This window comes from Caproiciproducens galactitolivorans, from assembly GCF_029266045.1.
In the GTDB taxonomy this organism is placed as follows: Bacteria; Bacillota; Clostridia; order Oscillospirales; family Acutalibacteraceae; genus Caproiciproducens; species Caproiciproducens galactitolivorans.
This window is the reverse complement of the sequence record NZ_JAJUFJ010000005.1, coordinates 1-23,827: the sequence shown is the minus strand read 5'-3', so window position 1 is coordinate 23,827 and position 23,827 is coordinate 1. Positions and strand designations below refer to the sequence as shown.

Sequence of the window (23,827 nt, the reverse complement as noted above, 5' to 3'; positions counted from 1 at the left end):
GCCGACGAGTATTTCTTTCAGCCATTCGGTAATTTGCTGCTTGATGAGATCCAAACGGCATCACCTCCTTTCCCGCCGCCTTTTTTCACCGTGATGCGGCCCGAACAGTACCTAACGCGCCTCATGAGACACAGGCCGGGGCTTCTCGGCGGCAGGCACGGATTTTTCTTCCCGTGCAAGTTTTTCGCTGAGAGCCTGGATATTCTTCTGAACGGAGGGCTTTCGCTGTGCCGCCTGTTCCAGCGTGTCCAACCGGGAAAGCGCCTTTTCAACGCTGCCTTTCATCGCTGAGAAGCAGGACAGCTCCGCTCTGAACGGAGCCATCAGCGATTTTGCCAGCTTTCCCGCAGGCTTTACTTCGGCAGCGGCCTCTTTTCCCATCAGGGTCCGTCCCATATTCTTGATATGGCGTCCGGCCTCATGGTACTCCGTGCTCATGCTTTCAATCCTATCCACCGCTGATCTGCCGGACCGGATGCCCTTGTTCAGTTCGCCGCGTATACTTTCCAGCATGGGACGCAGCTTAAAAAAGCGGGTAATATTGTTCAGTGCGGAAATTCCTTTCTCCCGGAAAGCGTCTACGGCGTTTTTACAGCCCTCAATTACCGTCTGTTTCATGGAATCCAGCCGGTCACGGACAACGGTCACGCTTTTTTCCATAGCCGCGCCTGTATTTTGCAGCACGGTTTTCACGGAATGGGGCTGTTCCCGCGCGGCGTTCAGTTCCCGGCGCAGTGCGGCCAACTCCGTGACCGCCGCGTCGAGCTGGCGCTCCATCGCCCCCACCTGATTGAGTATGGCAAGCAAGTCCTTGGCGGTTGGCGCACGGTTGGCCTCCATGATGGTGAAAAGCTCCTTGACGTACTCGTTTTCCAGCAGCGGTACAGCCGTGGTTATCGTGTTTTCCATGCGATCATCTCCTTTCCCGCGCCCCCACGCACGGAGGGCGCGGAGTGTATTTCTGTCGGAATCAGCTAAACAGGCCGGAGAGCAGCGGAACCAGCGTAACGCCGATCAGGATAACGCCGCCGCCCGCCATGAGCTGCTTAATGCCTTGCGATTTCGCGCCCGGATTATCATTTCCATATCCTTCCATAAGGTTGATTGCGCCCCAAATACCGAGGCCCGCGCCGAGCGCGATCACGAGCGTTTGCATGACGTCTACTGCGGAATTGAAAAAACTCATAATGTTACCTCCATTTTTTCAGTTGTATCTATGAAAAAGGCCGCTATTCTGCGGCCTTTGGTTCACCGGAGAGGTCAACGGAATAGGCGTTGAACACATCGTCCGGTTTTGGTTTGAGCCTTGTTGACAGGTACTTTTCAATGTCGAAAGCGTTGCGAGAATCGTAGTCGGACAGGTACTTGTAGTTCGGATGCTGGGTGATGTCGTACTTGTCCGAGAGGAAGGGGCGAACGCCGCGAAGCTGGAGAATGCACTTGCCTCCATCGAGGACGGCCAGTTCATCGACCGAAGCCAATTCCTTCCCCAATTTTTGATAATTGAGGCTGTGGGAAACCTCGCGGCCCCGGCTTTCTCCGGTGTTAAACGTATCAATGGTTTCTTTGCCCAGGGCTGCGGCAAGCTCCTTGAGCGTGGTCGGCTCTTTGCCGCCGAGGAAAATAGAGCAGTCACAGTTGCCGATGATTGTGTCGGCGTTGTCCTTATACAAAGATTTGAGCTGACTTTGTGCCTGCAAGACAAGGCAAGCCGAGATTTCACGGCTGCGGATGGTGGCCATGAGCTTTTCCAGCTTGGGTATCTGACCAATGTTCGCGCATTCGTCGATCAGGCATCGCACATGCACGGGAAGCCTGCCGCCGTACACATCGTCGGCCTTTTCGCACAGCAGATTGAAAAGCTGGGTGTAGGCCATCGAAACTAAAAAATTAAACGTGTCGTCCGTGTCCGAGATGATAATGAACAGGGCCGTTTTGTGGTCGCCCAGGGTGTCAAGCTCCAGCTCGTCGTAGGCTGTCAGGTCCCGAAGCTCCTGAATATCGAAGGGGGCTAACCTTGCGCCGCAGGAAATCAAGATGCTTTTTGCTGTTTTGCCCGCCGCCAATTTATACTTTTTATATTGCCGGACGGCGAAGTGATTCGGCTTTTCTTTTGCCAATTCCTCAAACATGAGATCCACGGGATTTTTGAATTCCTCATCGTCCTCTCGGACCTCGGAGGCGTTGATAAATTCAATCAGCGTGGCAAAATTTTGTTCCTCAACCGGAGCCTCATAGTGGATGTAACCGATGAGCGCCGTATACAAAAGCGTCTCGGCTTTTATCCAAAAATCATCCCCGGCCTTGCCCTCTCCCTTGGTGTTCGAGATCAGCGTCGTGACCAGCTTCAAAATGTCTTTTTCCGAATGGATGTACGCGAAAGGATTGTATCTCATGGACTTTTTGAAATTGATGGTGTTGAGGATTTTGATGCGGTAGCCCCTGCGCCGCAGGAGCTTTCCGCACTCCACAACGATGCTGCCTTTCGGGTCCGTAACAACAAAGCTGGTCGGGTAGTCCTTGGAATCGCACTGCATTAGATTGGGCTTGATGAAAAACCTTGTCTTGCCGGAACCGGAGCCGCCGACGATGAGGACGTTTTTATTTCGGGACGTTTTTGGGTTTTTGGGTCGGCTGTTCATGGTGAGCCGTTCCGTCTGCGTGAGAATGACGTTGTTTTCAAAAACGGGGTCGATGTACGGCCTGATGTCCTCGGCCTTGCCCCAGCGAGCGGAGCCGTATTCCACGTTTTTGCGGAACTTCTTGGCGTTCCGGCCTCTGACGTAGACCGCCAGCCGGAGGGCGGCGGCGAGAAGAACGCCCACGGCCAAATCAGCCGGATGGAAGCTGGGCAGCGGAGAGGAAAAAGCGGCGGTGAGGCCGTCCATCAGGTGCAGGAGCTTTTTTGAAGCGTCCGCGCCTGCGGCCAGCCGCCACGCCTGCCCAAACTTGGTGGCAAACAACGCGACGAACAGATATGGCAGATTCATCAGGAGCAGCTTTTTTGTTTTTACGTTCATCGCGTCCGCTCCTGTTCCTTGTGCTTCACGCGGTCGATGGTATTCGCTTTGACCAGCTCTTTGAACTGCTGGAGCCGCGAGAGGACCGAGGGCCTTTTCGCCCTGTATATCGTTTTTGCGGTAAACTCGGTGAAAGCAGCGGTGAGCGCGTCCGCGTCCCGCGCCTTGAAAAAGACAAGATATTTGGGCGGCGACACGCTGCGGTCCTTTTTGACCGCGTAGTCCACGCCGTATTTCCGCGCCACGCGGTCAAAGGATTTGATGTTGCTGTCGGTGATTTCCAGATTGGACACGCCCGCGTTCTGCCCGACAAGCTCTTTCACCGACTGTTTGCCGTGGGGAACCACGGAACCGGCGCGGGCCTTTGCAATTTTTTTGTCCTTGCGGTGCGCCAGATACTTGGCAATCGCCGCTTTGAGGACGCGCGCGGTCAGCTTCGCGCTGCTGATGATGAGCGTTACGGAGCGGCTTTCTACTTCTTCCTGCATACCGACCACCTCCTGTCATGCGGGATTGAGGAAAGAGAAAGGCGGCGGACTGAAAAAGCCCGCCGCCCGTTTTCCTTATAAATGTTGCTTACTTTCCATCAGGAATTGCCTGTGAAATCATCTTCATACATGCTTCCCTTAATCGTGAGCGTGACGCTTTTCGTTGCGGTCAGGTAGACGTTGGAGCCGGTCAGCGCCGTGGCCTGGGGGTCAAGCGCCTTGATGTGGAAAGTGATCGTATAGGTGTCGTCCGGGGTTTCCACGGGGATGTAGATTTTCCGCGCGCCCGTGACGCTGGTGCCATTCACAGGGAACTGCCATGCGCCGCCGGTGTTTTCCAACGAAACCGTTTTGGCAGACGTGAAGCTGTAGCTGGCCGTCACTGTGACGTCGCTGACGTAGGAGGCCGCTACGGACACATTGGCGGTCACGCCGTACCCGCTTTTCGTCGCGTTCCCCGATTTCAGCGTACCGGAACCGCCGTCGCCCAGGGCAGCGCCGCCCACCGACACCGATGCGTTGGACGCGAACTCGGCGCTGATCGTATGGCCCGACGTGATGTTGCTGAAGGTGTAGGACGATACCGCGCCCACGGACGCGCCGTCCACCTTTACGCCGGAAATCTTATACCCGGAGCTGGGTGTGATGGAAAATGTCTTGCTGTCGCCCTTGACCAGCGTGGTGGTTCCGCTGGGGCTGATGCTGCCGCCCGCCCCGGCAGACGCGGTGATATTATAGAAGGTGTAATTTCCGGCCGGGGTCCCGCCGTCATCTCTGCCGCCTCCGGGGTTAGAGTTGCCGCCGCCGGAAGGAGTGCTTTTGCCGGGATTGCTGCTGTTGTCCTTGTAGTAGTACCCGCCGTCTGCGCCGCCGGAATAGCCGTAGGCGTTGCGCAGGGCTTCGGCTGCGGAGTGAGCCGCCTTGGCCGTCGCCGTGTCGCCGGATTTACTGGAAGCCGAATATAAATCTTCCAGCCACGCGATAGTTTCGGTATCGGCATTAGAAAGACCGGCCATATTCTGCTGATCTTTAGCAGTATGGCCGGTCGAGGAATAGTTGCCAGATGATGCGGTGTTATCCGCTTCTTTGTTATAGTCCGATGCGTTGGAAGCGGAGGAATGCGTGGTGCCGTCAACCTTGGAGCTGGAACTCTTTGAGGTGCTGCCGGAGCCGTCTGAACCTCCGGAATAACCGGATGAATTGCGGACGGCCTCCGCCGCCGCGTGTGCCGCTGCCATTCCCGCCGTGTCGCCTCTGGATTTGGCATTGTTAAAATCATTCGTTGCCTTTTGTACCGCCGACTGCTGCGCTTTCGATAAGGAGGACTGATCTTTTGACGAAACCACGGCCATAGCCGGGGTCGCCATCGAAAACACAAGCAGCATGGCAAGGCATACGCTCAGTATGTTCCTGCGCTTTTTCAATTTTATTACCTCCCGTTACTGATTTTCTGAAAGCAGATAGCCTCCCGTGAGAACCACAGCGGAGGAACTGCAACTGACCTTTACCTCAAAATCGACGGAGTAATCCGACTGCTCTTGCTGATAGCTGACGCCCATATCTTTCAGAACTGCCTTTGCGTCCTCCGTCGCCGCGTCCGTGATGTGCAGATTCAAAATGCCACGGAACGAATAGTGAAAACCGTCGTAATAATCGTCCTGATAGAGACAAGAGGTATCCGTCCGGAAGTTGGCGGTAATCCCATTTCCGGACCACTCCTTATTTGTCAGGGCAACCGCCTCGTTCATGTAGAGCCTTGCCTGATTTTCGTCGCTGTCCTTCCATGTGACGCCGGTCAGAGAACCCTTTACCGGGGAACCGTCCGCATACTTGTAGCGCAGAAGGAACTCCCGCGCGTTGTCGTAGCCGGTTTTTCCGTCAAGAAACGATGCGTTGACGGCATAGGGGGCGAACAGCTTGCCGCCGATCAGAAGCGGGTCCGTATTTGCGGCCAGCTTGCCGTTTTCGTCTGTCACATAGCGGGAACCGCCATATAAGCAGTAGTCGTAGCCGCGCAGCCGGGTGATTTCATCCTTGGTCAGCGTCTCCCGGCAGATGTCCACGGTGTTGTAGTAATTGCTGTACCCGACATACGCGCCCAGCGCCTCCGCGACAAACCGGATGGGGATGCAGGTGCGGCCATCGGTGACAACGGCCTGCGTGTCCATTGCCACGGTCGAGGTACTGCCGTCCTTTGTGACGGAGATGGCTTTGCTGCCAACGGGAACCTTCACGGTCGTGCCGTCCAGCGAGATCACGGCGCTCTGCGTGTTATCGTCCCAGCTCACGTCCGCGCCCAGCGCCTCGCTCACGAACCGGACCGGAATCATGGTGCGGCTGTTGCCGTCGATGTACGGCTGGGTATCGGGAAAACTGACGAGCCGGTCGTTGACCCGCACCGAAGGGACGGCGACTTTATTTACTGTTGTTGCTGTTTTCGTTGTTGCCGTGCTGACTGCGGCATTTTTTGCCGCCGTTTGGTTGGCGGCTGTTGCGGAAGCGCCGGTGATGCAGACAGCACCGATCACCAACGCGACAGCCAGCAGGATCGAGATTCTTTTTTTCATGGTCTGCCTCCTTATAATAGTAAGTTTTTTTCTATCACAAATGCGATGCTCTGAACAGCGATATATGCGGGAGCAAGGTAGGTGCAAAGAGGGATATGCCGCTTGACCGGCAGACGCCGGATGAAGCCATAGATCGCAGCGCCTATCCCGGTTAGAAGCAGGATTGCGGTCAGTTCCCGCAGGCCGCAGGCAAAGCCGAGGGCGCAAAGCAGTTTGAAGTCGCCGCCCGGAACCTCGCTTTTTGTGAGCTTTGCCGCCGCAAACAGCAGCACGGCAGGGACGGTTAACCCAAGTATACTCCACAATCCGGAAAAGCCCAATATGCCGGTGATGAGCAGCAGAACGGGGACGGCGTTCGGAATCTCCCGCCGTCTGTAATCAGCGACGCCGCCGTAAACCAGCGCGGCGGCGTTTATCAGAACGAGAGCGTCATGTATCATAGCCGCCCTCCGTTCGGAAGTTCGTGGACTTTACCGTGAAATGAAAGGTGATGTCGTCAAAGCCGTACTGATGAAACAGCGTCGAGAATGTGACCGTTCCCGTGACGGTCAGGGCCGGGTGTGTCGCGGTGCCAGTGACGGACTTGACCGTGAGCGTGTACTTGTCCGGCAAATCGGAAGAAAGGTAGCGGTGAAAGTCGGCTGTCGCCCCCTGCACGTCCAGATACAGAATGTTGTCGGCGCGATAGGCGTCCGACATGTTCTTTTCCACGGCGCTGTTGCAGCACCGCTGCAAAATGGTTTCCGCGTCGTAGTAGTTTTCATAGACGGCTCCCATCTCCATGACCAGCATGGAGATGAGCAGCAGAAAGAACACAAGGCCGATAAATATAATGGAGGCGCTTCCGGTTCTGTCTTTCCATAGCTTTTTCATGATTTCCAGTACACCTCACTCATCCCCGCCACCTTCACGCGGATCGGCAGGTTCATCACAATAGGGTTTTCGCCAAGCTCCAAAATCGTGATCTTGTAGCTGGCGGTGAGCGTCACGCTGAAGGTCTGCCGAAGCTGAATTTTTTTGCCGCTGAAATACGCAGCGTCAACCTGAACATCAATGTCCTCCAGATCGGAGTTTTTCATCCGGTCGATGATGTCGCGGGTTTCTGTCTCGTCGTATACGCCCGTAATTTCGATGCTGCGCACCACACGGCGGCAAAGGTAACTGGCGTCGTAGTATTGCATGATGTAGATCATGGCAGAAATCAGCGTGACAAAGATAAGGACAAGCATCGCAGTCGTGAGCAGAAAGGAAACCGCCTCGTCGCCCTTTTTTTGCCGCAGCAGACTTCTGATCTTATTCACAACCGCCATGCCGCGCCTCCTTTTTACCAGTTGCCGTTCAGCTTGTCGGCCATTTTGTCGAACATGTCGCTGAAAAAGCTGGGAAAAAACTGATTGATCGCAATGATGAGCAGGCCGATGATGACCACGCCCACGATGATGCCGCCGATGGTGGAGGTAGCCAGCTCGCCGCGCCGGTCTGTCAGAGCGGCGGCAGCTTTGTTGCCGGTGTCGCGGAGCTTTCTGCGGATGGACTGAATGATTTTTTTCATGGTTGAACTCTCCTTTACACGATAGAATTTAGATTATGGATCACGTACACGACGAGGACATACAAAATCATGGCGATGCAGACGCCGATGGCCGGGTAATACGTCCTGCGCATTTTTCCCGGCCTGAGTGACAGCTCTTTCTTTACATTTTCTCTGGCCTGACGCGCCATATCGTCAGCCATATAGCTGAGCGTCGCCGTCTGATCGACGCCGAGGCTCATATCCCGGAGGGCGCTGCACAGCCGGAACGCCTCCGGTGAACCGAGCCGGTCCTCAAAATGAAGGAGGGCAGTCTGGACGTTGCCGGATTTCATCTCGGCAAGCAGGATGTCCAACTCGCCGCCCAGCTCCGGCCCCGCAACCTTCCGGTATGCGCCGATCACGCTTTCCAGATCGCGGTTGCTTTGGAGGCTGCGGCAGATCGTCCGCACGAAACGGGGCATCTCCTGCGCGATTTGAAAATCCTTTTTCCGCACTTTTGCGTTCAGGGCATCGCGCTGCCTCATCAGCAGATAGACCGTGAGCAGCAGAGCCACGACGATACCGAAGTAGAAACGGGAGAGCAGGCACAGGGCCGTCAGGCAAATGCCGAAAGCGCCAGTTAAAACCTTGCGGGCCGTGTATTCCTGCGGCGTGATGTTCAGCTCCGCCTTGGAAAGCGTCTTGCGGAGCTTTACCGCCGTCGCTTCATCCAGATAAACGAGGCGGGCGGTCAAAGCAAGGAGCTGTTTCAGCGGGAAAGCGGCCCAGGCATCGGCCCTCTTTTGTTCCCATCTGGACAGCTTGGAGAGCGTCCGACGCCCTGCGGACGTGCCGCCCGCGTATGCCGCGCAGACCGATTTCAGGCCGAGAAACAGCAGCAGGGCAATGAATAATAAGGTAAGCGTAATTGCCATCGTCCCGCCCCCTTATGAAAGAAGCGGCTTATTCAGCCGCAGCGCCTGAACCAGCGAGAACACCACCGCCGCCAGCAGCAGGACAAGCAGTGCCTGCCCCGGCAGCGTCGTGACGAGGACGAGATAGGCGTCCTTCATCAGAACCCGGAAGATCAGGGGCGCGGCAAAGATGAGGGCCAGCACGGTGAAATACTCCCGCCAGATGGCGTACATCACGGTATCCGATTCCATCTGCGCCTGATGCACGTCGGCCATCGCGTCCACCACGGACATGGTGACGTACTTCATGCGCCGATCATCCTGCGCCATCAGCAGCACATCAATCCATTGCGAAAAGTAGGGGTTATCCACCCGGCTCTCCATCCGGCGCAGGCCGGTCTTGATGTTGCCGTCGATCAGGCTGACGTAGGTGAGAAAATCCCGGAATGGAGCCGGATATTCCAGCAGGTCAATGTTGTCCTGCACGGACTGCACGAAGTCCTCCGTGACGATATAAGAGTTGGAGAGCAGCATCATAGAGCCTTGCAGCCTCTCCACGCGCTGGCTTTTGGCCTGGGTACGCTTGTAGCCGAGATAGAGCAACGGAGCAAGCGCGCCCAGGATGCCGACCGCCACGGCAAAGAACAGCTCATGGAAAAACGCCTTGCCAATGGCCGCGCCGCCCAGCGCGCCAAGGCCGGTCAGCAGCCGGTAAACCGTTTTTGGCATCCCGGTGTCCGCAACCAGCCCGCGCCGCTTTTGCTCCAGCCGCGCAAGCCTTGTGAATACCGTCTGTTTCCGGAGCTTCATTGCCCCGGCTTTCTTGCCGCGCCTGCGTTCGGCGGCAAAACCTTCGTCCACGCCGCCAAAAAGGAAAAGCGCCGCGCTCGTAAGCAGGAACACGGCAAGGTAAATCAGGTTGATATAGGTCATGGTTTACTCACCTCCGGGGAGGCGTCGGGAAACAGGCGGCGCAACTCCGTTTCCGGCGCTCCGTTGTCCCGCAGGCGGCAAAAAAGTTCCGGCGAAATCGTCCCCACCTTTTGATGGGAGCCGTGGACCTTCACAATGCGGCCATGCCCGTCGCGCTCCGTCGCGCGGATGATGAACCGATAGAGCATCCGGCCCTTGAGCTTTCCGGCCTCCACGCCCGTCGCCTCGAAAACCTCCATGTACTTGCGGGAATTATCCTTGAGCTGCTTTTTATAGACCATGACCGGCCACGCGCCCGCGCACATTTCCAGCAAAAGCTCGTCGGATAAGCGGGTTTGTGCCAAGTGGCACATGGACACCAGACGGCGGTAGGCATCCTGCGCGCCGTCCGCGTGAAAAGCGGTGAGAATGGTATGCCCGGTCTGTCCGGCGTTTGCTGCCTCCCACGCGGCGGCGTCCCGCACCTCGGCAGGGACGATTAGGGACGGATGGAACCGCAGGGAGCTGACGATCAAATCCAGCATGGAAATCGGGTTCGGCGGGTCCTTGGTCACGCTGTAAAGCACCCGCGCCGGACGGTCGTTGACCGTATCGTAGGCGGTCAGGTTCAGCTCTCGGCTGTCCTCGATGACGAACACGCGGTTGTTGTAATCATCATTCTTCCTGATGTACTCGTTCAAGAGGAACGCCTCGTCGGTGGTCTTACCGGAGCCGGTGCTGCCCGCCAGCCCCACCGAAATGCCGTTGCACAGGCAGAGAGTGAGAAAATCCAGTAGATCCGCCGACGCGGAGCCGGAATCCAAAAGCTGCTGCCGGGTGATCTCGCTTTTACTCTGCTTTCGGATGGAGGCAATCACGCCGCGATCCTGCGGCACCACCGGCGGGATCATGGCTGAAATGCGGGTGCCGTCGCCGGTATAGCTGTCAACGCGGGGCATTTGGGAATCCAGAATCACGCCGCCCATGCGCACCATGCGCTTTACGATGTCCAGCGCCGCCGTCGGCGTCGGGAACGCCTCGTCTCCGTACAGGTATCGGATGTGATCGGGGTAATTGATCTCCACCACGTCGTAGCCGTTGATGTTGATTTCCTCCACATCCTGGTCATACAGATAGGCGGTGAGGATGCCGAGGCCCGCCATGTCCTGATAAATTCGCTCGACCAGCCTCTCCCGGTCAAAGTCCTTTCCGGCCAGCGCCTCCACACAGTATTTGAGGATCAGCGTTTTCAGGGTCTTGGCGGCATCCGCGCTGCCCAGCGCCGAAGAAAGCTCCTGCGAGTGCTTTTCCGCAATCACGGCGCGCACGTTTTCCAGGAGCTTTTGGTAATCAAAGCCGCCGCTTTCCCGCGTCTGCTCCGGCGCGGCCTCCCGCGCTTGCAGGATGGAGAGATATTCATACGCTGTGATACTCATGATTGCATCACCCCGTACAGTTGATTGATGGCGCTGGTATAGGCCCGTCCTTTTTTGCCCGACTGCCCGAACAAAAACCGCCCTTCGCTTTGCAGCAGGGCGGCATTCTCCATGTAGGGGATTCTGATCTCCGGCGCGCATTTCAGCAGCCGATACAGCTTGGCGCTGTCAAGGGCCTGCGTGACCTCCGCGCCGACGCAGACGGTTTTGTCCCGCACCGCCCTCAGCGCCTTTTGGTTTGCCCGGTGCCACATGATGCAGGAAACCGGACCGCCCACGCAAAGGAGGACCTGATCCGCTTTGTTCAGCGACCACGCGGCGATGAGGTTGTCCGGCTGGGAGGGGCAATCCACCAGGACGAAATCAAAGGTGAGCCGCGCCATATCCAGAAGCCGCTTGATCTGCTCGTCCGAATAGTCGTTGTCAAAGGCGTTGGCCGTCACCGGCATGGCCAGCACATAGAACAGCTCGTCCACCCGGAACATCGTCTGCCGGATACCCGCGCTGCCCTTTAGCGCCGCCCCCAGGCTCTGTTCCTCCGGGATTTTTACGCCCAGCAGCGCGGAAAGCTCGCTGTATTCCACGGGAGAGATGAGGCAGACGGTTTTGTCGCCCCGGCTGATGCCGTAAGCGAGGTTGAGGGCCAGCATCGTCTTTCCGGACTGCGGCGCGCCCCAGATTGCACAAATACTCATGGCCGCGCCTCCGTTCCCCGGAGCGTCAGATGCAGGGCCTTGTCTTTTTCCAGCCCGATCAGCGTTTCGGCCTGCTGCTCGTTTACGACGAACACCACATAGGCCGGGGCAAAGTCGTAATCCGAAGCATCGGCGTCGGAGTCTGCTTTCAGCTTGGCGTCCAGATCATCCAGCGACGCCAGCTTGTCGTTGAGCACCTCGTACACGATGACGCCCGTCAGTGCCTTGTTGACCACGGCGGAGCCGCTTTCATCCGAATAGCCGTACACGTCCACGGTGTCGCCCGCCCGCAGAATACCGGCGAGGCCGGAGGATTCGGACGGCAGGGCGATGGTCAAAAGATAGGTTCCGTCCGACAGGCCGTACCCGGTGCCGTTCCCGCCTTGCCCGTAGGCTTCCGGCGTCATGAAACAGTCGCGCCAGAGATATTCCCCGGCATAGACCGTCTCCCCGGCAATAAGGCCGGTGATTTCGGACTTGTCCCGGATTACGCTATCCGGCAGGCCGTAAGCACCGACCTCCGCGACGGTCAGCATATCGTCGGTGATGACGGTGCCGCTCTCCACGGTCTGCCGGAGCTTTACGATTTCCGTCGTACCGGACTGCGCGCCGTAGAGCCGGGGCAGAAAAACAAACGCGAGTATCCCCGCCAGCAGGAGACACATCGCGCCGATAAAGATTTTATTTTTGAAAAGTTTGAGCAAATAGATTCACCTTGCTTTCTGCCGTTACCGTTCCTCGTGAGACGGTGACTTTTTCTTTGTGGGAGAGGGCTTCTTGTCCAGTTCCTCACTCTTTTTCACAAAAGGCGTGAGAATGGTTTCCTTGCTGTCCATATATAGTTCCTCGGTTTTCTGCTGGGCCTGCTGGAGCTTTGAGATGGTGTCGGTCACGTCATTGAACAGCGAGTGGTACATTTTCTGATAATCCGGCATGGTTTACTTGCACTCCTTTCCCTTTGTTTCCTCCCGGCCCTGCCCCTTGACGGTGAGGATGCCGTCCAGCGTGGTGGCCGTGATCCGCAGCCGCTCCGCGACGGCGATGTCGTTTTTCATGGATTCGTCCACGGTCCTGCCGCAGACCACCAGCACATGGGAGCGGCGCAGGAAGTCGCGGCCAATGTCGATGCCGTCCTTATGCTCCTGCGGGATTTCATCATTCAAAAACAGCGGCAGGAACAGCAGCGGGCAAATCGGCGTAAAGCCAGCGTCGTACACCTTGCGGCAGTACCGGGCCGCGTCCTCAGTGTTCTCAATTTCATCCGCGCCCCAGGGGGCCGTGATGTAAGCGAGAGGTCTTTTCATGTAAATTGTCTCCTTTCAGATTTTTGTGAAATACAAAACGGCCCGCGCCGGACGCTTACCGTCCGCGTGAGCCGTCGCCGTACAGGTCGTGGTTGACCAGGGCTGAATAATAGCTGTCTATGGTGCTGGGCGCGTTGAACAGCGTCGCCAGCAGATATTTCTTGATGTTCCGGACGTAGGTGGTGTTCTTGTCCAGACACTCAAAAACGTACTCAATGTGCTGGCTGTCCAGCTTTAGGAGCTTTTCCTTGACCAGCGCAGCGGGGAAATCGTCGCCGGAAACGCAGATCGTGGGCTTGGTGGAACAGAGCGTTTCCACGATGAGGTCAACAATTTCATCCAGCCTGTCCCGTTCGTATCGGTGGTCCTGAAGAAGAATGTCGTAGTCGATATTTTCTTTGACTGTCTGCCTCAATTCATCCACATCCATCGAATCCGAAGCGCCCAGCGCCGGATGGATAGATCGATCAGTATCGCTCAAATCAGTATTATTTCTCTCAGTATTATTACGTTCCGATTTGGGGAAGTCTGCACTTCCTGTTTTCGGAAGTCTTGACTTCCGATTTTCGGCAGTCTGGAGTTCCGGTTTTGAGAAGTCTTGATTTCCGTTATTCGGAAGTCTCGGCTGGGCAGGGGTCGCCGCTTTCATCACATAGATTTTTGCGGGCCGTCCCTGCCCCTGTTTTACCCGGCGAATGAGGCCGATTCCCTTTGTGTCGTCCAGTTCCGCAAGGAGCTTGACGGCTTTTCCGTGCTGGCAGTTGAGCTGTTCCATGATGTCGTTTAAGGCAAAATGGATAAACACCCGGTTTTCCTCGTCAAACCAGCCGCTTTTCACGGACAGGCTCATGCGGTCGAGCATGAGGCCGTACAGGAGCTTCGCGTCGGTGGAAAGGCCCTTGAAGCGGTCGTCTACGATCAGGATTTTCGGGATGCGGTAAAAGCTGTACTGCTCCGCCTCGTTCCCGTAATGGTAGTCAAAGCGTTGTTCGCCCATGCTCGATCACCTCCGTGCGGGCATGAAAAAGGCGCTCCTTTCGGAACGCCTGAAACGCCGGTTATTTTACCGTTCCTGATCCCGCTGCCGCTTTTTCTGCCAGCCCTCCAAAAGCCGGAGAATGACCTGTTCCATCTGCTGGGGCGTATAGGATTTCGGGAAGTATTTTCGGACCTTATCTCCCGCGATGGTGAGATCGTTTTTCTCCGGTTTCTTTTCTTCGGACATGATCGCCAGCATACTGTCCTCGTTCAAATGCCCCTCCGCGCTGAACTTTTTGAGACGCTGGGCCTGGGAGAGCGAAGGGGTGGCCTGTTCACTTTCGATGGTGTCCAGCAAAAGCGTCTGTTCCTCCGGTTTGAGGTACGACAGCTCCACGGCGGGTGTCATGGCGATTTTCTTGTCGTCCACCATCTGCTGAAGTTGCGGTGTCAGCTCGTTCAGCCGGATATATCGGCGCACAGTATCACCGCTGATATTGGCTCCTTTCGCTACTTCATCATCACTTCGGAAATTCGCCGCAACTTGCGGCGAATTTTCTTTCGATGGTCGGCCAGCCTGCCGCTTTATCGCATCCAGCTTCATTTTGTAGGCTTTGGCCCGTTCGCTCGGCAGAATGTTTTCACGCTGAATATTGCTGTCAACCATGATAATGGTCGCGGCATCATCGTCCAGATCGCGGACGATCACCGGCATAGTGGGAAGCCCCGCCAGCTCGCAGGCGTGTTTGCGCCGGTGGCCGGAAATCAGCTCATAGCCGCCGTCCGCGCGGGGACGGACAATGGCGGGAACCAACACGCCGTATTCCTTGATACTCTCCACGGTTTCTTTCATGGAATCATCATCCCGTACCTGAAACGGATGGTCAGGGAACGGGTACAGCTCCGAAAGCGGCATATCCATAACTTTTTCCCGCTTGGCGTCCTCGCGGGTTTCCTCCGTGGAGAAAATATCATCGTAGCTGTTCAGACTTATGTTTTTGGCGCTGCTTTTCAATCTTCAACACCTCCTTTGTAAGCTCTCGGTACGCCTCGGCAACTTTACCCTTCGGGTCGTGCGCGTAAATACTCCTGCCCTCCGCGCTGATTTCGGCGGCGCGGACGGAGTGGGGAATTTCCACGTCGAACACTTTCAACTTTGAGCCGTAGGTGTCCCGCAGCAGGGCGCTGATTTCCTTGGCGTAGTTGGTACGGCTGTCCACCATCGTCAGCAGAATACCGTCGATTTTGAGCTTTGGATTGATCTGCCGCCGAACCTTGTTGATCGTCTGTAAAAGCTGTTCGAGGCCCTTGGCCGGTAGATACTGCGCCTGAACGGGAATGAGCACGCTGTCGGCTGCGGCCAGCGCGTTGACGGTGAGCATCCCCAGAGAGGGCATACAGTCCAGCAGCACATAGTCGTACTGACGCTTCACGCCGTCCAGATATTGCTTCAAAACCTTTTCGCGGCTCATGGCGTTGACGAGCGAAACCTCCATGCCGGAAAGCTCTATATTGGCGGGCATGAGATTGACGCCCTCGTTATGATGCAGAAGGCCCTCACCGGGGACGATGGGTTCTTCGTTCAGCACCTTGCCCATGATCGTCGCCAGTGTCACGGACAGTTGATCGGGCTGGGGATTGCCCAGGCTGATTGACAGGGAGCCTTGCGGGTCGCTGTCCACCAGCAGCACCTTTTTCCCTTCCTGTGCCAGCCCGATGCCAAGATTGGCGCAGGTTGTGGTCTTGCCTACGCCGCCCTTTTGGTTGGCAACGGCAATTACATTGGTCATGTGATCTTTCACCTCCCTAAATAGCAAAAGGACGTCCCTTTTTCATGGGACGCCCTCAACGTAAGCCGAAATTATTCGATTTTTAGATGTAAATACTGCTTTGTGATTGCCATCAAACCATTGATATTACTGTGTTTTTCAAAAAAATGCTATAAGAACACTCGCACCAAATAAACGGCAATCTGATTTAATGGATTGCCGTTTATTTCTACATAATAGCGAATTGTTTGCGCATTAAAAAGCTGGGGCTGCTTTAGCAAAAGCCTCAGCTTTAAATTTTTTAGTATCATAGTTATATATAAATGAAAAAGGCCTCTCATAATTGGGAGGCCTTTTTCTGCTACTCTTTAAACTTGTTTATTATTTTACCAATTTGTTTATCATTAATGCTATCATAAGTGTGATATGATTTATATGTTGGGTGATTCTTGTCCGAGTATAGTAAAATTGTAACGCCTTTCCCTAAATATGGTATAGTACAGGAAGAAAAGGAGAGGACAATGCGCCGGCGTTTCCAAAGCCACCATATCAAATTGGGTTTACAACTACCGTGAAGAAATGCCGGAATAATGATGAAGCCAAAAACGAATACGAACTTATGCAGGAAGTTCGCAAGCTGCGGCTGCAATTAGAAGAAGCTGAAAAGGAAAACCGCTTCTTAATTAGACGGTGGCGTTACAAAAACGCTAGGCCAGAACAGTCTCAGGAAATAACAAGTAACCGCTCGTTATCAATGCGCATAAAATAACCTAGAGCTATTTTTATGGCTATTAAACAACTTTAAGGAGTGATATTATGGCTTTGCCAGCACAGCCGTGCAACTGTTCGCCGTATTCAAATATATGCTGTTGTGGTACGCAAACTGGGATAACTGTCGTTCAACCGAAGTGTCAAACCCTGCCCGATGGTTCAGTAGTCAACAACCCTGCCTTTGTTCTTGCTCTCAACGCATCATTTTGGACGTATAAATTTTCAATTGATTGCAATAGCGCAACAAGAGGAATAAGCGCAATTGGAATTCCTATTTGTCTCGAAATTAATGCAATAAATATCACCGTGGAAGAGAAAATTGATGGCTGCGGTGACTTTAATACTGTGCCGTTTGAACTCATTCAGAATGATCCGAATTTCGGCTCGGCCCCTACTGGTTTTCAGTTTCTGAAGATTGAAACAGGCGGCAGGTATGATAAAGGCCTTTGTGTCGAATACAGGATACGCATAATTGGAGATTACCCTGAAGCAGTTCAGCCAATAAGTGTTAAAGCTGCAACTGTTGTTTATAAATTTGCATGCACCGGCTGCTTTATTGTCCCTGGGTGTGTACCAAAAGGACAACTGCTCGTATCAAAAGAATGTGGCACTATTATCAGTAACAATCAGGCTTCATTTGAATATGAGGTCCATGTAGATAATGTTGGTAAAGGTGTTTTGAGCCTTGTGGAATTTGAAGATGTAATAACAATTCCTTCGCAATTATCAATAGGATCTATTACAGTATCTCCGTCTTCCCTCAATGTAGATACCAGCACAACAGGACAAGTAAAAATATTTGGAAACATTGGAACAATCGAACCGGGCGGAAGAGTTGTTATAACTTATTCGATTCCTGTTGTCGCAATCAGCAGCCCCGGTGGTTATTTAATAAGCAATACAGCACGTGCCGCTGCGGAAGGTACGAAATCAGCAGATTTGTGTGGAACAACTTTGAATGTTGTAAAACTTAGTGCCGATAAATGCTGCTCCGTCAATGGCAGTATGGGAATCTTTAAGATGACAATTTCAAGTGTCGGTAATTCGCCGAATGTAGTTATTGATATATTTGATCGCATGCAAATACCTTTTGGGGTAACGGTTAATTTCTCGAGTTTCAACGGGTGTGAAGCATATTTTGCTGATACTCTTACACCCATACCTTTGAATACTAATATTGAAGGACCTGTTGGCATTGATATTATTTGCAGGAACGCTACGGTTCCTTCAAATGGAAGTTTTGAAAAAACGATTAGTTACTCTCTTGTTTCAAGTTCAGTAACTAAGGCTTCTGTTGTTAACACAATAACAAATGTATCTCCGAAAGATATTGAGAATCTTGTTTACGAGGGCACAGAAAACATTCCTGCTGCCGCAAATATAGAGGTAGAACTTCTCCAAACTTGCCGTACGCCCTGTATGTAAAACATTTAGGGAACCTCTGACTTAATCTTAAGATACCGGCTGTATGCCATGTTTGCCTGCGCCAATCTGTATGCTCTCGTACTGGCCGGGCGAAGTCTCCGTGGAACCTGACAAGGGCACAGCGCGCCTTTTTGACGGGCGCACGAGAGAAAATGGAGTTGAAACGGCGGAAAACACCATTTTTGGTGGGGTCAGTCTGAGTGAAATTGAAGATATTGGCCATTTATTCAGAGGTTCCCTAACAGAAATTCCTACCATTATGGATTTCTTATGTGTTCAATTTGATTTTACAATCTACCAAAGATTTGCTTTAGGCTAAATTAGACGGTGGCGTTACAAAAACGCTTGATCAGAACAGTATCCGCAAAAAAGCACAAGATTTCATGAAGAAGCTAAAGAAAACAAGTTTTTGACATTGGGATTGTAGTTAGCTCCAGCGACTTGAGTGGGAGTTAAGCCACCAAGACCTTGGTGCGGACGAATGGAATTAAAGAAGAAAATAAAAACGGGGAAGTTGTTATTTCATTTAAAATGATTTATAATGAAGAAAATTGTACGCCTGTGCACAGGCAGCACAGCGGGTTTTCTGGAGGAAGCCATGCGCAACAGATCTTACAAACATATCGGAAAAGAAGTCAGCCGTGCTGTACGGCGCGCTGTCCGTTCCGGCAATTTTGAAGAACTTGGCCGTGCGGTTGACGACGGCGTTCGGCAATTTACGGACTATGGAAATGAAATTTTCGAAGATTTGAAACAAGCTGTGCGCCGCCCGCCTTATCCTTACCCGCAAAATACCAAACCGGTTGGAACCCCTCCGAAAGGATCGGGTGATTTTGGACCGCCGGTTTATTCCGGTTTTCGCAGCAGGATGCCGGGCAGCATTTCCGGCCTTGTCTGTTCAATTGTCGGAGCCTCCCTCGGCATACCGTTTCTGATCGCAGACATTGCGGTTTTTATCGTAGGAGCCACCGGTTCGATTGCATTGTCGCATTTCATTGCAGCCGCCTGGGTTCTGGTTTCCTTTACGGCTGCCTCTTTCGGGCTGATGGGCTATGTGGGATTGCTTTGCGCCGCCGCGCCCGCCGCTTTGCGCGCTACCGCGACGCGATGGGCGGCGCGGTGTTCTGCTCAATCGACAAGCTTTCCGACATCGCGGGGGAAACGCCGGAGCGTACAAAAAAAGACCTGAAAAAGATGATTTCCAGCGGAGCCTGCCCGCAGGGGCATTTTGACCGCGATGAAACCTGTTTTATGGTGAATGACGAAACCTATAACGAGTTTTTACAGGCGGAAAGGGAATATGCCGCCCGTATGGAGGAAGCGAGGGCCGAAGAAGAGAAAAAACAGGCGGATCCGAAGGAAACCGAGCTTTTGACTGCGATAGAAGAAGGCAACGGGTATTTGCGGCAGATTCGCGCCGTAAACGACGCCCTTCCGGGTGAAATCATTTCGGTAAAGCTGGACAAGCTTGAAAACGTCACAGCCCGTATTTTTGACTGTGTTCGGCAGCATCCTGAAAAGCTGCCGGATATCCGTCGCTTTATGCGGTATTATATGCCCACGACTCTGAAGCTGGTGAAGGCTTACGAAGAGTTTGAAACACAGCCGGTACAGGGGGAAAACATTACGAAGGCGAAGCAGGAAATCGAGCGGGCGCTGGATACCGTCAATGTAGCGTTTGCGAATTTGCTGGATTCCCTTTTTGCCGACGAGGCGCTTGATATTTCTGCGGATATTTCCACTTTGGAAACGATGCTGAAGCAGGAAGGCCTTACCGGAAACGATTTTGAAAAAACGTCGGGCAGTAAGCTTTCGTAAAAGAACGCAATCCTAAAACATCATAAATGGGTAATGGAGGTTTACTATGAATCAGAACGAGATCCCTGCTCTTGAGCTTACCCTTGAGCCGTCCCCCGAGCAGCCTGTTTCCGCGCAGACGGTTCTTGAGCCGGCAGATTCCGAATTCGGGAAAGTACCGGAGCCGCAGCTTACCCCTGCCGAACAGAAGATGGTGGAGGAATTTGCCGCGAAGATCGATCTGACAAACAGCAATCAGATTTTGCAATACGGCGTGGGAGCTCAGAAAAAAATCGCGGATTTTTCCGAGAGCGCGTTGGAAAATGTGCGTACTAAGGATTTGGGCGAAGTCGGGCAGATGCTCGCCAACGTAGTAACGGAGCTGAAGAGTTTTGAAGTGGATGAAAAGGATAAGGGCTTCTTTGCGCGCTTTAAGCGCGGGGGAAACCGTATAATGGCTCTGAAAGCACGCTATGCAAAGGCGGAAGCCAATGTGGACCAAATCTGCGAAGCGCTGGAAGCGCATCAGGTACAGCTTTTGAAGGATATCTCTGTTCTGGATAAAATGTATGAGATCAATAAGACGTATTTTAAAGAGCTGTCCATGTATCTGCTTGCCGGAAAAAAGAAGCTGCAACAGGTGCGCTCAAACGATTTGCCCGCCTTACAGCGCAAGGCGCAGGCTTCCGGCTTGCCGGAGGACGCACAGGCCGCAAACGACCTTTCCAATATGTGCGACCGCTTTGAAAAGAAGCTGCATGACTTGGATTTGACGCGTGTGATTTCCATTCAGATGGCGCCGCAGCTCCGTTTGATACAGAATAACGATTTGACGATGAGCGAAAAAATCCAGTCCACCCTTGTCAATACCATCCCTCTCTGGAAAAGCCAGATGGTGCTGGCGCTGGGGGTGGAGCATTCCACACAGGCCGCGAAAGCGCAACGTGAGGTTACCGATATGACGAACGCCCTTCTGCGCAAGAACGCGGATGCGTTGAAAATGGCAACCATTGAAACACAGAAGGAATCCGAGCGCGGCATTGTGGATATTGAAACATTAAAGCATACCAACGAGTCGCTCATCGCTACGCTGGACGAGGTCATGCAAATCCAGAAGGAAAGCCGCGAGAAGCGCGCGCAGGCCGAGCAGGAGCTTCGAAAGCTAGAAACGGATCTGAAAAACAAGCTCCTGCAGCTGCGCTGAATTTTGAAATTCGAAATTTATTTATAGAAAAGCCATTACAGATCAAACTCCCCCTTGCCGATTCTTTTGCCGGCAAGGGGGAGTATCACATTTGTATCTATCAGGCATTTGCGGCTTTTCAGCCTTGGATTCCGAAGTTATTCGTATTCAATTTTAAATCCGGTGTGCTCGATGCAGTTTTTGATTTCCAGCTCAGTCGCGGGTTCGTTGTAATCTACCTTAACGGTGCCCGTCGACAGATTCACGCCAACCTCTTGAACGCCTTTCAGTTTATTCAGCGCGTTTTTAATCTGGGTTTTGCCTTCTTTGTTCTGAATTCCGGAAACACTGCATAATACGGTGTTCATTAAATCGCCCTCCCTGTATTTTATGAATTTAACCACCATTTTTTTCATGCCCCGCGCTGTGCGTCCCGATTTTGCGCCCGTTGCAGATGCCTGCGTCCGCATTTTCCCTCGGCTTCATTCTGCGCAGTTCGGGGTTGTTTTTTCCTCTGTCTTTCATTCGGTTTTTATTATTGTCCATCGTTTTATTCCTTTCCTAAAAGCCTTCTGCTCCGCAATTTAGTATTTCCGGAAACTTAAAATTTATGCAAATTTTTGTGCAAGACCTGTAAAGGTGGGGCGCTTTCTGTATGAACAGCAGAGCCTGTTTTCCACATTTTCAAAAGAATCCGTTGAAAATAAATCGTCCAAAAGAATCGGCTGTGTTTTGTTTGCACTTGCAGTTTCGTATCCGGAAGATATAAAATATAGAATATCAATCAGCTTTCCCGGATTAAGGCGCAATAAGGGGGGATTTCATGCGTTTCCAAATCGTTCAGGGAGATATCACGAAAATGCGCACCGATGCCATCGTAAACGCGGCCAATACTTCTTTATTGGGCGGCGGGGGCGTGGACGGCGCCATCCATCGCGCGGCGGGGCCGGAGCTTCTTGCGGAATGCCGGACGTTTCACGGCTGTGAAACCGGGCAGGCAAAAATTACGAAGGGTTACCGTCTTCCCGCGAAATACGTGATTCATACGCCGGGGCCGGTATGGCACGGCGGGAACAATGGGGAGCCGGAACTTCTGCAAAGTTGCTACCGCTCCTGTCTTTCGCTGGCGGCGCAAAACCATTGTTGCTCAGTCGCCTTCCCGTCCATCAGCACGGGCGTGTATCGTTTTCCGCTGAAGCTGGCGGCGGAAATCGCGGTAAAAACCATATTGGATTATTGCCGGGATCACAAAGGGATCGAAGAAGTTTTTATGGTCTGCTTTGATTCCAATACAAAAGCTGTTTACGACGAGGCATTTAAAAAGGAAACGATGGCAATATGAACGCACCCGGGCGGAATAATACCTCCCGGGTGCATTTTATTCGGCGTCCATTGGAAGCCCGTCAAGCATTTTGACCAGCTTCAGATACTTGTTCAATAATTCCGTATGGTCCTGTTTCATTTGAACAATTTCAAAATGATCAACATTATCAATCGTTTCAATGTAATTCCAAACTCCTTTTTCGGGGTGGCCGTTATAATCCGTCTCTGTGTCTTTCGAGTAAACCTTCGGGCTGGAGGACGAGATCACGCTTACGATCCCGTCGTTTTTCCACCATGAGCGGTCAATGGGAACTTCGCCGGGGTGGTCGTTTGTGTAACGGCCCATAAAGATGGAGGATCTCCTTAAAGCGTTGCTCATATTGGAATTCGGTACCTGATATCCCGTGATAGGGGATTCATGAGTGTCAAGACAGCCGATGGAGAAGTAGTAAACGTCGCTCTGCGCGTGCACCCAGGCGTTCAGTTCTCCTGCGCCTTCGGGCGAAAGATCCCAAACGCTCAAATCCTTTGTCTTTTTCCACAGGTTGCTTTTCATAACGCGCTTATAATAGCTGGCGTAGGATTCCCCTTTGTTCCTTTTTAGCCCCCACTGATCCAACTGGAAATCAATGTTTGCTTCGGAGGGGTCAACAGCGGCGCCGTTCTTTGCCGCCCAGGCCGCATAAAACTGGTTAATCAGCGGTTCCATTTGGTATTTTTCATGGGCGACCTGGCTGCCGTCGTGCGGGGTGGCAATGGTGGTAACGCTGTTTACCCACGACTTGCCGCCGCTAAACAGCGGGCTTAATTCGTCGGCTGGGGTTACCCTTTTCTCGTCAGCGCTTCCGTTTTCCAGTAATTGTACAAGGGTGCGGATGGTCTGCCCACCCATGCTGTGGCCGATCAGGTTGATTTTGCGGATATCGCCGGAAGCGGTTGTTTCCCCAAACTCTTTATAAATCCCAGGGTAAGTGCGGCCGTATCTAGCATGCCCGTATTTTTCGGCATGCGCTTTGCCGTAGTCCACCGTACCGCCTTTCAGGTAAGCGTAAAGCTCGCATGCCCGGTCCCAGTTGCTTGAAATCGGCCCGATGGTAGGAGTATATACGGCGTATCCCTTGTCGCACAACCACTCCCGTAAGCTGTTGGAGCCTCCCCAATAATAAATATCCCTCATTTCATTGTTGCCCCAGCCGAAAAGGCCGTGAACCATCACGATGGGATAATGCGCCTGTTCGGTTTCCTTTGCGTAGGCTTGATTTAGCGGAAAATAAAAGACGCTAGTCAGAGCAAATACCAATACAAGAAGTTTTGCTATGTGTTTCTTCATGAATTTCACCCTTTCAAATTTTTCTTTATTCGGTAAGGGTGATTCATGCAGCCATACGACCATCCCCTTTTGCATTTATTTCTTACACGAAAATAATATCCTTTCTTGTCAGGGCTTATGACGTTTTTTAGACAAAATCCGTAATTTGATAAAATGAAAAATGTAGTTGTAAGAATAGTGTTTAACTTTTGTACTAGAAGGATAGATTGCCGGAGATAAAATCACTTCGGTTCCGATTCTTAAAGAAAAAATCAAAAAAAATTAAAAAATTTTAAAAAAGGGGTTGACTAAAAGGGCTGGATTTGGTATTATAGTCAAGCGCCTTACGGAAGGCGCAAACGGAAAAACAAAGCCGAAGCCGCGAAAACGCAGAGCAGAAGCGAAGTTTGACCGGCCAGGACC

At 52.9% G+C, this 23,827-nt stretch carries 29 protein-coding genes; 6 read left to right on the top strand and 23 right to left on the bottom strand.

Annotation, left to right across the window (positions count from 1 at the left end; all coding sequences use genetic code 11):
• Positions 1-111: 111 nt before the first annotated feature.
• From P9B68_RS05235 to P9B68_RS05140, 20 genes are all read right to left on the bottom strand, one after another.
• On the bottom strand, positions 112-909 hold the full coding sequence (locus P9B68_RS05235) for a DUF6674 family protein (RefSeq protein WP_277668584.1): 798 nt from the start codon (positions 907-909) through the stop codon (positions 112-114).
• Between the two features lie 61 nt (positions 910-970).
• A complete protein-coding gene (locus tag P9B68_RS05230; protein ID WP_277668583.1) occupies positions 971-1,186 on the bottom strand; it encodes a Maff2 family mobile element protein in 216 nt (71 codons plus the stop codon).
• A 43-nt stretch (positions 1,187-1,229) separates the two neighbouring features.
• Positions 1,230-3,020, bottom strand: coding sequence for a VirD4-like conjugal transfer protein, CD1115 family (locus P9B68_RS05225; protein WP_277668582.1), 1,791 nt, complete (start codon positions 3,018-3,020; stop codon positions 1,230-1,232).
• Complete coding sequence (locus P9B68_RS05220) at positions 3,017-3,508, bottom strand: PcfB family protein (RefSeq protein WP_277668581.1); 492 nt, start codon at positions 3,506-3,508, stop codon at positions 3,017-3,019. The genes P9B68_RS05225 and P9B68_RS05220 overlap by 4 nt, the downstream gene beginning before the upstream one ends.
• Before the next feature lie 98 nt (positions 3,509-3,606).
• Positions 3,607-4,932, bottom strand: a complete 1,326-nt coding sequence (locus tag P9B68_RS05215) for an autotransporter outer membrane beta-barrel domain-containing protein (protein WP_277668580.1) — start codon at positions 4,930-4,932, stop codon at positions 3,607-3,609.
• A gap of 15 nt (positions 4,933-4,947) precedes the next feature.
• Positions 4,948-6,075 (bottom strand): stalk domain-containing protein, encoded by a 1,128-nt coding sequence (locus tag P9B68_RS05210; protein WP_277668579.1) that lies wholly within the window; start codon positions 6,073-6,075, stop codon positions 4,948-4,950.
• Between the two features lie 11 nt (positions 6,076-6,086).
• Positions 6,087-6,515, bottom strand: a complete 429-nt coding sequence (locus P9B68_RS05205) for a prepilin peptidase (protein ID WP_277668578.1) — start codon at positions 6,513-6,515, stop codon at positions 6,087-6,089.
• A complete protein-coding gene (locus tag P9B68_RS05200) occupies positions 6,505-6,948 on the bottom strand; it encodes a hypothetical protein (RefSeq protein ID WP_277668577.1) in 444 nt (147 codons plus the stop codon). Before P9B68_RS05200 ends, P9B68_RS05205 begins: the two co-directional genes overlap by 11 nt.
• On the bottom strand, positions 6,945-7,385 hold the full coding sequence (locus tag P9B68_RS05195; RefSeq protein WP_277668576.1) for a DUF4320 family protein: 441 nt from the start codon (positions 7,383-7,385) through the stop codon (positions 6,945-6,947). Before P9B68_RS05195 ends, P9B68_RS05200 begins: the two co-directional genes overlap by 4 nt.
• Positions 7,386-7,399: 14 nt before the next feature.
• On the bottom strand, positions 7,400-7,627 hold the full coding sequence (locus P9B68_RS05190) for a hypothetical protein (protein ID WP_277668575.1): 228 nt from the start codon (positions 7,625-7,627) through the stop codon (positions 7,400-7,402).
• Between the two features lie 14 nt (positions 7,628-7,641).
• The gene (locus tag P9B68_RS05185) at positions 7,642-8,523 is read right to left on the bottom strand and encodes a type II secretion system F family protein (protein WP_277668574.1); all 882 of its coding nucleotides are present in this window, start codon (positions 8,521-8,523) and stop codon (positions 7,642-7,644) included.
• Between the two features lie 12 nt (positions 8,524-8,535).
• The gene (locus P9B68_RS05180) at positions 8,536-9,435 is read right to left on the bottom strand and encodes a type II secretion system F family protein (protein ID WP_277668573.1); all 900 of its coding nucleotides are present in this window, start codon (positions 9,433-9,435) and stop codon (positions 8,536-8,538) included.
• Positions 9,432-10,850, bottom strand: coding sequence for an ATPase, T2SS/T4P/T4SS family (locus P9B68_RS05175; RefSeq protein ID WP_277668572.1), 1,419 nt, complete (start codon positions 10,848-10,850; stop codon positions 9,432-9,434). Before P9B68_RS05175 ends, P9B68_RS05180 begins: the two co-directional genes overlap by 4 nt.
• On the bottom strand, positions 10,847-11,545 hold the full coding sequence (locus tag P9B68_RS05170) for a hypothetical protein (RefSeq protein WP_277668571.1): 699 nt from the start codon (positions 11,543-11,545) through the stop codon (positions 10,847-10,849). The genes P9B68_RS05175 and P9B68_RS05170 overlap by 4 nt, the downstream gene beginning before the upstream one ends.
• Positions 11,542-12,249 (bottom strand): Flp pilus assembly protein CpaB, encoded by a 708-nt coding sequence (gene cpaB, locus P9B68_RS05165; RefSeq protein ID WP_277668570.1) that lies wholly within the window; start codon positions 12,247-12,249, stop codon positions 11,542-11,544. Before cpaB ends, P9B68_RS05170 begins: the two co-directional genes overlap by 4 nt.
• Before the next feature lie 24 nt (positions 12,250-12,273).
• The gene (locus P9B68_RS05160) at positions 12,274-12,480 is read right to left on the bottom strand and encodes a hypothetical protein (RefSeq protein WP_277668569.1); all 207 of its coding nucleotides are present in this window, start codon (positions 12,478-12,480) and stop codon (positions 12,274-12,276) included.
• A gap of 3 nt (positions 12,481-12,483) precedes the next feature.
• On the bottom strand, positions 12,484-12,849 hold the full coding sequence (locus tag P9B68_RS05155) for a DUF7768 domain-containing protein (protein WP_277668568.1): 366 nt from the start codon (positions 12,847-12,849) through the stop codon (positions 12,484-12,486).
• A gap of 55 nt (positions 12,850-12,904) precedes the next feature.
• On the bottom strand, positions 12,905-13,846 hold the full coding sequence (locus tag P9B68_RS05150) for a DUF6017 domain-containing protein (protein WP_277668567.1): 942 nt from the start codon (positions 13,844-13,846) through the stop codon (positions 12,905-12,907).
• Positions 13,847-13,912: 66 nt separating this feature from the next.
• A complete protein-coding gene (locus tag P9B68_RS05145) occupies positions 13,913-14,842 on the bottom strand; it encodes a ParB/RepB/Spo0J family partition protein (protein ID WP_277668566.1) in 930 nt (309 codons plus the stop codon).
• Positions 14,799-15,617: a ParA family protein gene (locus P9B68_RS05140; RefSeq protein ID WP_277668565.1), complete on the bottom strand. Its 819-nt coding sequence runs from the start codon at positions 15,615-15,617 to the stop codon at positions 14,799-14,801. Before P9B68_RS05140 ends, P9B68_RS05145 begins: the two co-directional genes overlap by 44 nt.
• A 795-nt stretch (positions 15,618-16,412) precedes the next feature.
• On the opposite strand from P9B68_RS05140, the gene P9B68_RS05135 reads away from it, so the two are divergent.
• The 5 genes from P9B68_RS05135 to P9B68_RS05115 all read left to right on the top strand — a co-directional run bounded on the left by P9B68_RS05135 (position 16,413) and on the right by P9B68_RS05115 (position 20,793).
• A complete protein-coding gene (locus tag P9B68_RS05135) occupies positions 16,413-17,792 on the top strand; it encodes a hypothetical protein (protein WP_277668564.1) in 1,380 nt (459 codons plus the stop codon).
• A 100-nt stretch (positions 17,793-17,892) separates the two neighbouring features.
• Positions 17,893-18,111 carry a hypothetical protein gene (locus tag P9B68_RS05130; protein WP_277668563.1) on the top strand — a complete coding sequence of 73 codons (219 nt, stop codon included), beginning with the start codon at positions 17,893-17,895 and terminating at the stop codon, positions 18,109-18,111.
• Between the two features lie 279 nt (positions 18,112-18,390).
• A complete protein-coding gene (locus P9B68_RS05125; protein WP_277668562.1) occupies positions 18,391-18,981 on the top strand; it encodes a hypothetical protein in 591 nt (196 codons plus the stop codon).
• Positions 18,900-19,610 (top strand): 5-bromo-4-chloroindolyl phosphate hydrolysis family protein, encoded by a 711-nt coding sequence (locus P9B68_RS05120; RefSeq protein ID WP_330686072.1) that lies wholly within the window; start codon positions 18,900-18,902, stop codon positions 19,608-19,610. Before P9B68_RS05125 ends, P9B68_RS05120 begins: the two co-directional genes overlap by 82 nt.
• Positions 19,611-19,656: 46 nt before the next feature.
• On the top strand, positions 19,657-20,793 hold the full coding sequence (locus P9B68_RS05115) for a toxic anion resistance protein (RefSeq protein WP_135659625.1): 1,137 nt from the start codon (positions 19,657-19,659) through the stop codon (positions 20,791-20,793).
• A 137-nt stretch (positions 20,794-20,930) separates the two neighbouring features.
• Here P9B68_RS05115 and P9B68_RS05110 read toward each other — a convergent pair whose 3' ends face one another.
• Entirely contained in the window at positions 20,931-21,140 is a 210-nt protein-coding gene (locus tag P9B68_RS05110) for a heavy-metal-associated domain-containing protein (protein ID WP_135659627.1), read from the bottom strand.
• 28 nt (positions 21,141-21,168) lie between these two features.
• Complete coding sequence (locus P9B68_RS05105; RefSeq protein ID WP_167875186.1) at positions 21,169-21,318, bottom strand: hypothetical protein; 150 nt, start codon at positions 21,316-21,318, stop codon at positions 21,169-21,171.
• Positions 21,319-21,595: 277 nt separating this feature from the next.
• Here P9B68_RS05105 and P9B68_RS05100 point away from each other — a divergent pair, with 277 nt between their 5' ends.
• Positions 21,596-22,114 (top strand): O-acetyl-ADP-ribose deacetylase, encoded by a 519-nt coding sequence (locus P9B68_RS05100; RefSeq protein WP_135659629.1) that lies wholly within the window; start codon positions 21,596-21,598, stop codon positions 22,112-22,114.
• Positions 22,115-22,150: 36 nt separating this feature from the next.
• On the opposite strand, the gene P9B68_RS05095 is transcribed toward P9B68_RS05100, so the two are convergent.
• On the bottom strand, positions 22,151-23,425 hold the full coding sequence (locus P9B68_RS05095) for an esterase/lipase family protein (RefSeq protein WP_277668561.1): 1,275 nt from the start codon (positions 23,423-23,425) through the stop codon (positions 22,151-22,153).
• Between the last annotated feature and the right edge of the window lie 402 nt (positions 23,426-23,827).

Excerpts from the sequence above, each read along its gene's own strand:
- P9B68_RS05235 (WP_277668584.1), bottom strand. The coding sequence starts at position 909 with ATGGAAAACACGATAACCACGGCTGTACCGCTGCTGGAAAACGAGTAC.
- P9B68_RS05230 (WP_277668583.1), bottom strand. The coding sequence starts at position 1,186 with ATGAGTTTTTTCAATTCCGCAGTAGACGTCATGCAAACGCTCGTGATC.
- P9B68_RS05225 (WP_277668582.1), bottom strand. The coding sequence starts at position 3,020 with ATGAACGTAAAAACAAAAAAGCTGCTCCTGATGAATCTGCCATATCTG.
- P9B68_RS05220 (WP_277668581.1), bottom strand. The coding sequence starts at position 3,508 with ATGCAGGAAGAAGTAGAAAGCCGCTCCGTAACGCTCATCATCAGCAGC.
- P9B68_RS05210 (WP_277668579.1), bottom strand. The coding sequence starts at position 6,075 with ATGAAAAAAAGAATCTCGATCCTGCTGGCTGTCGCGTTGGTGATCGGT.
- P9B68_RS05205 (WP_277668578.1), bottom strand. The coding sequence starts at position 6,515 with ATGATACATGACGCTCTCGTTCTGATAAACGCCGCCGCGCTGGTTTAC.
- P9B68_RS05200 (WP_277668577.1), bottom strand. The coding sequence starts at position 6,948 with ATGAAAAAGCTATGGAAAGACAGAACCGGAAGCGCCTCCATTATATTT.
- P9B68_RS05195 (WP_277668576.1), bottom strand. The coding sequence starts at position 7,385 with ATGGCGGTTGTGAATAAGATCAGAAGTCTGCTGCGGCAAAAAAAGGGC.
- P9B68_RS05190 (WP_277668575.1), bottom strand. The coding sequence starts at position 7,627 with ATGAAAAAAATCATTCAGTCCATCCGCAGAAAGCTCCGCGACACCGGC.
- P9B68_RS05185 (WP_277668574.1), bottom strand. The coding sequence starts at position 8,523 with ATGGCAATTACGCTTACCTTATTATTCATTGCCCTGCTGCTGTTTCTC.
- P9B68_RS05180 (WP_277668573.1), bottom strand. The coding sequence starts at position 9,435 with ATGACCTATATCAACCTGATTTACCTTGCCGTGTTCCTGCTTACGAGC.
- P9B68_RS05175 (WP_277668572.1), bottom strand. The coding sequence starts at position 10,850 with ATGAGTATCACAGCGTATGAATATCTCTCCATCCTGCAAGCGCGGGAG.
- P9B68_RS05170 (WP_277668571.1), bottom strand. The coding sequence starts at position 11,545 with ATGAGTATTTGTGCAATCTGGGGCGCGCCGCAGTCCGGAAAGACGATG.
- P9B68_RS05160 (WP_277668569.1), bottom strand. The coding sequence starts at position 12,480 with ATGCCGGATTATCAGAAAATGTACCACTCGCTGTTCAATGACGTGACC.
- P9B68_RS05155 (WP_277668568.1), bottom strand. The coding sequence starts at position 12,849 with ATGAAAAGACCTCTCGCTTACATCACGGCCCCCTGGGGCGCGGATGAA.
- P9B68_RS05150 (WP_277668567.1), bottom strand. The coding sequence starts at position 13,846 with ATGGGCGAACAACGCTTTGACTACCATTACGGGAACGAGGCGGAGCAG.
- P9B68_RS05140 (WP_277668565.1), bottom strand. The coding sequence starts at position 15,617 with ATGACCAATGTAATTGCCGTTGCCAACCAAAAGGGCGGCGTAGGCAAG.
- P9B68_RS05135 (WP_277668564.1), top strand. The coding sequence starts at position 16,413 with ATGGCTTTGCCAGCACAGCCGTGCAACTGTTCGCCGTATTCAAATATA.
- P9B68_RS05125 (WP_277668562.1), top strand. The coding sequence starts at position 18,391 with ATGCGCAACAGATCTTACAAACATATCGGAAAAGAAGTCAGCCGTGCT.
- P9B68_RS05120 (WP_330686072.1), top strand. The coding sequence starts at position 18,900 with ATGGGCGGCGCGGTGTTCTGCTCAATCGACAAGCTTTCCGACATCGCG.
- P9B68_RS05115 (WP_135659625.1), top strand. The coding sequence starts at position 19,657 with ATGAATCAGAACGAGATCCCTGCTCTTGAGCTTACCCTTGAGCCGTCC.
- P9B68_RS05110 (WP_135659627.1), bottom strand. The coding sequence starts at position 21,140 with ATGAACACCGTATTATGCAGTGTTTCCGGAATTCAGAACAAAGAAGGC.
- P9B68_RS05105 (WP_167875186.1), bottom strand. The coding sequence starts at position 21,318 with ATGGACAATAATAAAAACCGAATGAAAGACAGAGGAAAAAACAACCCC.
- P9B68_RS05100 (WP_135659629.1), top strand. The coding sequence starts at position 21,596 with ATGCGTTTCCAAATCGTTCAGGGAGATATCACGAAAATGCGCACCGAT.
- P9B68_RS05095 (WP_277668561.1), bottom strand. The coding sequence starts at position 23,425 with ATGAAGAAACACATAGCAAAACTTCTTGTATTGGTATTTGCTCTGACT.